Raw genomic sequence first — 5,934 nt, 5'->3', positions numbered from 1 at the left:
TATTCATGCCACCGTGTCTGGAGGAGCTGTAAATAATACCTTTCTGATCTCCGCTGGTTACAATAAGTCGAGCTATAATTACCCAGGCGATTTTGCTGACCAGCGGTTCTCCCTCCACAGCAATCTGCATCACATCTCCAGTAATTCCCGGTTGACCATCGACCTGATCAATGATTTTGGATATGAGCAAAATCATTCAGCGGGCTATGGCGGTGCTCAGGATGTGATTTTTTCGCCTAATTTACCAGACTTGTTGAGTCCTTCAGGTAGTTTGAACTGGAGTTATAAGGGAGTAGATTTAACCACTTACCAGTTTTATGCCTCTCTGCTTCAGCCTACTTATTTGCAAAATTATAATTTTAATACCTCATTTCATATTTCCTATAAATTGCTTAAAGGTTTAACTATTGTAGCTAATATGGGCTATAACCGTAATACAACGAATGAAAACTCTCAAGTCCCAGGTATCTCACAAAACCCAGCGAACATTGTCAGGACAGCCAACTTTTCTACCAACAACGCGCAGGCCATCAATATCGAACCACAAATTAATTACAGCAAAACAATTGGTAAAGGTGAGCTTAGTGCCCTAATCGGCGCAACTTACAGAAAAACGCCAACCACTTCAACCTACACAACCGGAACCGGATATTCGAACGATAACTTTCTAGGGTCAATTAATGGTGTCGCGGTAACTGCCGGTGACGATATTAGCATTGATAAATATGTTGCAGCTTTTGCCCGGTTAAACTATATCTACGATCACGAGTTTATCATCAATTTAACAGGCAGACGTGATGGTTCCAGCCGCTTTGGCCCTGCAAACCAGTTTGGTAATTTTGGCTCTGCTGGCGCAGGATGGATATTCTCGGAACAGGACCTGATCAAAAAATCACTTCATGTATTAAGTTATGGTAAAATTTCCGGCAGTTACGGAACTTCTGGATCGGATGGTATCATGGCTTACCAATATCAATCTTTATTTAAGCCTTTTCCATCTGTTCCTGCTTTTCAGGGTATTGGGCCAAGTTATTCTTCAAACCTGTATAACCCAAATTATAGCTGGGCAACAAAAAAATCACTTAACATATCGTTAGACCTTGGCTTTTTTAATAACCGTCTTTTATTTAATTCTACTTACTACAGAAACCGGGAAAGTAACCAGTTGGTTAATTATCCATTACCTATACAAGCCGGTATTTCCTCGGTACTTGGTAATTTAGATGCAACTGTTCAAAATCAAGGATTTGAATTTTCTATATCATCAACTAACGTTAGAACCAAAAATTTTTCATGGCGAACAAATTTCAACCTGTCGTTTAACCGCAATAAATTACTGTCGTATCCTAACCTGGAATCTTCTTCTTACAGTACTCAGTACGCAATAGGGCAGCCAACTTCTATGGTATATGGCTATCTGTACAAAGGAGTAAACCCAAGCACCGGTCTTTTTGAATTCTATAAAAAAGACGGAACTGTTACCTCTAATCCTGCTTTTGGATTGGCCTCAGCGGGTGGAGATCAGGTCGCTATCGCAGACAGGCAAATTAAATATATGGGTGGCTTTGGAAATACTTTTACCTATAAGCAATTCAGTCTTTATGTTTTCTGTCAGTTTGCCAGCCAGAACGCGCCTAATTATATGTATCAGATATATGGCAGTAATCAACTTGGTTTCTCATTTAACCAACCTTTGGCAGTGCTTAATAATTATTGGAAGGCACCTGGCGATGTTACTCAATTGCAGCGGCTGGCCAGCAGTTACAGCACTCCATTTATTGCTAGCGCAGGTGCATCAGCTGTAAGTACGGCATTGAAATTTTCGCAATCAAACGGGGCTTATAGTGATGATACTTACCTGCGTGTAAAGACCGTGTCGTTTTCTTACGAATTGTCTAAAACACTTATTAACAAGATGCACATAAAAGGAGCGAGTGTTTTTATAAACGGGCAAAACCTACTGACCTTTACGAACTATAAGGTGGGTGATCCCGAGCAACCTGGTTCATTTACTGCCTTTCCTGTACAGCGTGTGCTCGCGTTTGGTCTAAATCTTAAATTTTAAGCAAGGATATGATTATGAAAAAGATAACTTCTAACAGCTATTTAATAGTGATTGTCGTATTATTGATTGCCGGGTCATTTGCATCCTGTAAAAAATTAATCGAGATCCCTAACCCGCCGTCATCGATTACCCGGGAAGAACAATTTGCCGATAGTCTAACTACATTGTCGGCTGTTGCAGGCGTGTATACTTATTACAATTCCGGAAGCGCTTTTGCCTACAGCGATGCGCGTTTAACCTATTTGCCAGGCCTTTCGTCTGATGAATTGATTTATATTAATACGAACGACAATCAGCAGTTTTATAACTACTCATTAACCCCGTTAAACACCGGGATAATTTCATTATGGTCATCTGCTTATCAAAGTATTTACCAGGTAAATACGGTGCTGGAAGGTGTTACTAATAATAACCGCTTATCGGCAAGTTTCCAAAGGCAAATTAGTGGCGAAATGGAGGTTATGCGTTCACTGTATTACTTTAATCTGGTTAATTTATATGGCGATGTACCACTTGTAACGGTAACAGACTATAATACAACCACCCGTTTACCTAGAAGTTCTGTTGCTGCTGTATATCGCCAAATTATGAGCGATTTGGCAGATGCTCGCAAAAAATTAACTGCAACCTATCCTTCAGCAGGCCGGGCGAGGCCAAATTTGTATACGGCAATAGCATTGCAGGCAAAAGTTAATTTATACCAGGGGAACTGGCAAAGTGCCTATAATGGCGCTGACTCGGTTATCCGCTTGAGTGGTTGCAGTCTGGTACAAACCGGACTTGGTAAGGTGTTTTTAACTGGAAGTTCCGAGGCAATATGGCAAATTCCAGGTGCCCAACCATTTGGTGCCGGAGTAGCAGATGCAGTATCTTTTGTGCCCACATCCGGTAGTGCTTTCCCTAATTATTTAATCACATCATTTTTATTAAATGCGTTTGAAACCGGAGATCAACGTCTGGCAAATTGGACAGCTTCAAAAGTTCGGGTTGTTAACGGAGTAAACCAAACGCAATATTACCCTTATAAGTATAAAAACCGCTTATCAAGCGTTACGCCAACCGAAGATCAAATGATATTGAGGTTAGCAGAGATGTACCTGATCCGTGCCGAAGCTGCCGCACATTTAAATAACCTCAGTCAGGCTTTAACAGATGTAAACAGCATACGAACCCGGGCCGGCTTATTGGCCAGTACTGCAAATCCAACATCCCAAACGGCAGTATTAGCCGCTGTTATGAAAGAAAGGCAAACAGAACTTTTTTGCGAATGGGGCAACCGCTGGTATGATTTGAAGAGAACCGGAACTGCTGCAGCAGTACTCGGTGCAGAAAAGACGGGCTTTAGTGCTAATGCTGCTTTATATCCGTTGCCACAGGTACAACTTCAATTAAACAACTTGCTTACGCAAAATCCAGGATATTAATTGAAGCCCTCACGGTCTTATCATCATACAATGGAATGATTATAAGATCGTGAGGGCTTCATCAAAAATAAAATCAATAAACAGATGAAAAAAAAGAATTTATTAAGCAACATGCTGCTCATTTTACTTTCTGTATTAAGTATTACCACATGTGCGCAAAACAACATAGAGCTTTCTGGCCAGTTGAGGGGGTTGTCCGGGGCAACTGTTAAAATTGGATATAACAAAGACGGAATATTCAAAACCGATAGTTTAAAAGCATCCAATGATAAATTTATCTGGAGGGCAGAATCATTTGATCCGCAGATTATTTCTATTACCATTGGTCATAGTGGCTACTCCTTTTTTGCGCAGCCAGGCCGTATTAGTTTTACTGGTGTTAAAGATTCCATGCAAACTTATCAGATTAGTGGTTCGCAAATGCAGAAAGACGCTGTGGCGTTTAGTGATTATACCAAATCAATAACAGAACTGGAAAATTCGCTGCGCTCTGGCTATAAACAAGCAACTGCAGAAGAGAAGGTGGTATTGGACAAAAAACTCAGCGAATTGGAACAGCAAAAGGAGGGCTTGACCAAACAGTTTATAGTAGCGCATGCTAAAAGCTATTACTCTATCTATCTAATCACCAGGCGTACTGGAGGTGGTACTGATTACAAAGAGGTTAAAGCGTTGTACAGCCTGCTCGATGAATCGGCCAAACAGACTGCTGCTGGTAAGAAACTTGCCAGTAAACTAGAAGTACTGAAAAAAAGCATGTTAGGCACTCAAATGACAGACTTTGTACAGCCCGACACCAGTGGGAAACCGATACATATCAACAGTTTTAGAGGAAAATATGTATTGGTAGATTTTTGGGCCAGCTGGTGTGGCCCTTGCCGTGCGGAAAATCCCAATATACTGAAAGTTTACAATGCCTATAAAGACAAAGGATTTACAGTTGTGGGTATTTCACTGGATGATAAAGTCACCAATTGGAAAAAGGCGATTCGTGATGATAAGATGCCATGGACACAATTGTCAGATCTAAAAGGTTGGAAAAATGCTATATCTACCAGTTTTGGGATACAGGCAATCCCAAGTAACCTGCTTATTGATCCTTCCGGGAAAATTGTTGCAAGGGATCTTAGAGGTGCATTGCTTGAAAACAAACTGAAACAATTATTGAATTGATTACTGCTAAGCAATTAGCATCATAAGAAAAAAGAAAAATAATGACGATCAACCTTCGAATAAAATCACTCGCAATATTGCTATTTACATCTTGTGCATTATTTGCACAAAGCTCTAAAAAACATGTTGGCAATTTGCCTCTTGACCCAGCTGTACGCACGGGTAAATTACCTAATGGCTTTACCTATTATATCCGTCATAATGAAGAACCTAAAAACAGGGTGATATTTTACCTGGCGAATAAAGTGGGATCAATATTAGAAACCGATGATCAGCGCGGCCTTGCTCACTTTATGGAACATATGAGTTTTAACGGAACTAAGCATTTTCCTAAAAATGAACTGGTTGATTATTTGCAAAAATCGGGCATAAGGTTTGGTGCTGACTTGAATGCTTACACCAATTTTGACGAAACTGTTTACCAGCTACCATTGCCTTCCGATAAGCCAGAACTACTGCAGAATGGATTACAGATCATGCGCGATTGGGCGCAGGAGGCTACGCTAGACCCAGCGGAGATCAATAAAGAACGTGGGGTTGTTCTTGAAGAAAAACGGCTAGGTAAGGGAGCATCCGAGCGTATGCGCCGGGTATATTTTCCTATAATTCTAAACCATTCCAGGTATGCAGAACGCCTACCCATTGGTGTAGATACAGTATTGAATAATTTCAAGCCCGCTACTATCAAGAGTTTTTATCAGGATTGGTACCGACCTAATCTTCAGGCCTTGATTGTAGTTGGTGATGTCAATGTAGACGAAATGGAAAAAAGTATTAAGGCAAAATTCAGCGACCTGAAGAACCCGGTGAAAGAAAAACCACGTACTAATTATACCGTTGCGCTTACCGGGAAAAATCAGTTCATTTCGGTTACCGATAAAGAAAATAGAGTTACTTCTGCAGAAATCCTGATCAAACATCAGGAACAGGAATTAAGGACTGCTGCTGACTATCGCAACTTGATCATCCGCTCACTATTTAACGACATGCTGAGTGCAAGGTATTCAGAATTGACAAGGGAAGCAGATCCACCGTTTATTTCCGGGGGGGCAAGTATCAGTAATCTCATAAAGACTGTTGACCTTTATTCGGCCAGCGTAGTCGCTAAACCAGGTGAGCTTGAGAAAGGCTTGAAGTCTGTATGGCGCGAAACAGTAAGGGCCTATAGATTCGGTTTTACAGAATCTGAACTGGAGCGGGCGAAAAAGAACTACCTGTCTTTGATAGAGTTTAGTTTTAAACAAAAAGAAAAGACGCCTTCTAATCGCTACG

Annotated in this window: 4 protein-coding genes; all 4 read left to right on the top strand. The window is 40.8% G+C overall.

Going from position 1 to position 5,934, the window contains the following annotated elements; genetic code table 11:
- On the top strand, positions 1-2,065 hold a 2,065-nt coding region (locus tag VNZ46_RS16295; protein ID WP_325561121.1), incomplete at its 5' end, for a TonB-dependent receptor domain-containing protein.
- A 14-nt stretch (positions 2,066-2,079) separates the two neighbouring features.
- Positions 2,080-3,489 (top strand): RagB/SusD family nutrient uptake outer membrane protein, encoded by a 1,410-nt coding sequence (locus VNZ46_RS16290; RefSeq protein ID WP_316834916.1) that lies wholly within the window; start codon positions 2,080-2,082, stop codon positions 3,487-3,489.
- Between the two features lie 84 nt (positions 3,490-3,573).
- Positions 3,574-4,662 (top strand): TlpA disulfide reductase family protein, encoded by a 1,089-nt coding sequence (locus VNZ46_RS16285; protein ID WP_325561120.1) that lies wholly within the window; start codon positions 3,574-3,576, stop codon positions 4,660-4,662.
- 41 nt (positions 4,663-4,703) lie between these two features.
- Positions 4,704-5,934: pitrilysin family protein (locus VNZ46_RS16280; protein ID WP_325561119.1), on the top strand; the 1,231-nt coding region annotated here is incomplete at its 3' end.

The sequence above is a fragment of the Pedobacter sp. genome, assembly GCF_035566355.1.
In the GTDB taxonomy this organism is placed as follows: domain Bacteria; phylum Bacteroidota; class Bacteroidia; order Sphingobacteriales; family Sphingobacteriaceae; genus Pedobacter.
Note: the sequence above shows the minus strand (reverse complement) of the source record. Positions and strands in the feature narration are given on the sequence as shown.

Bases quoted from the DNA above. Each gene is read 5' to 3' on its own strand.
- VNZ46_RS16290 (WP_316834916.1), top strand. From the start codon at position 2,080: ATGAAAAAGATAACTTCTAACAGCTATTTAATAGTGATTGTCGTATTA.
- VNZ46_RS16285 (WP_325561120.1), top strand. From the start codon at position 3,574: ATGAAAAAAAAGAATTTATTAAGCAACATGCTGCTCATTTTACTTTCT.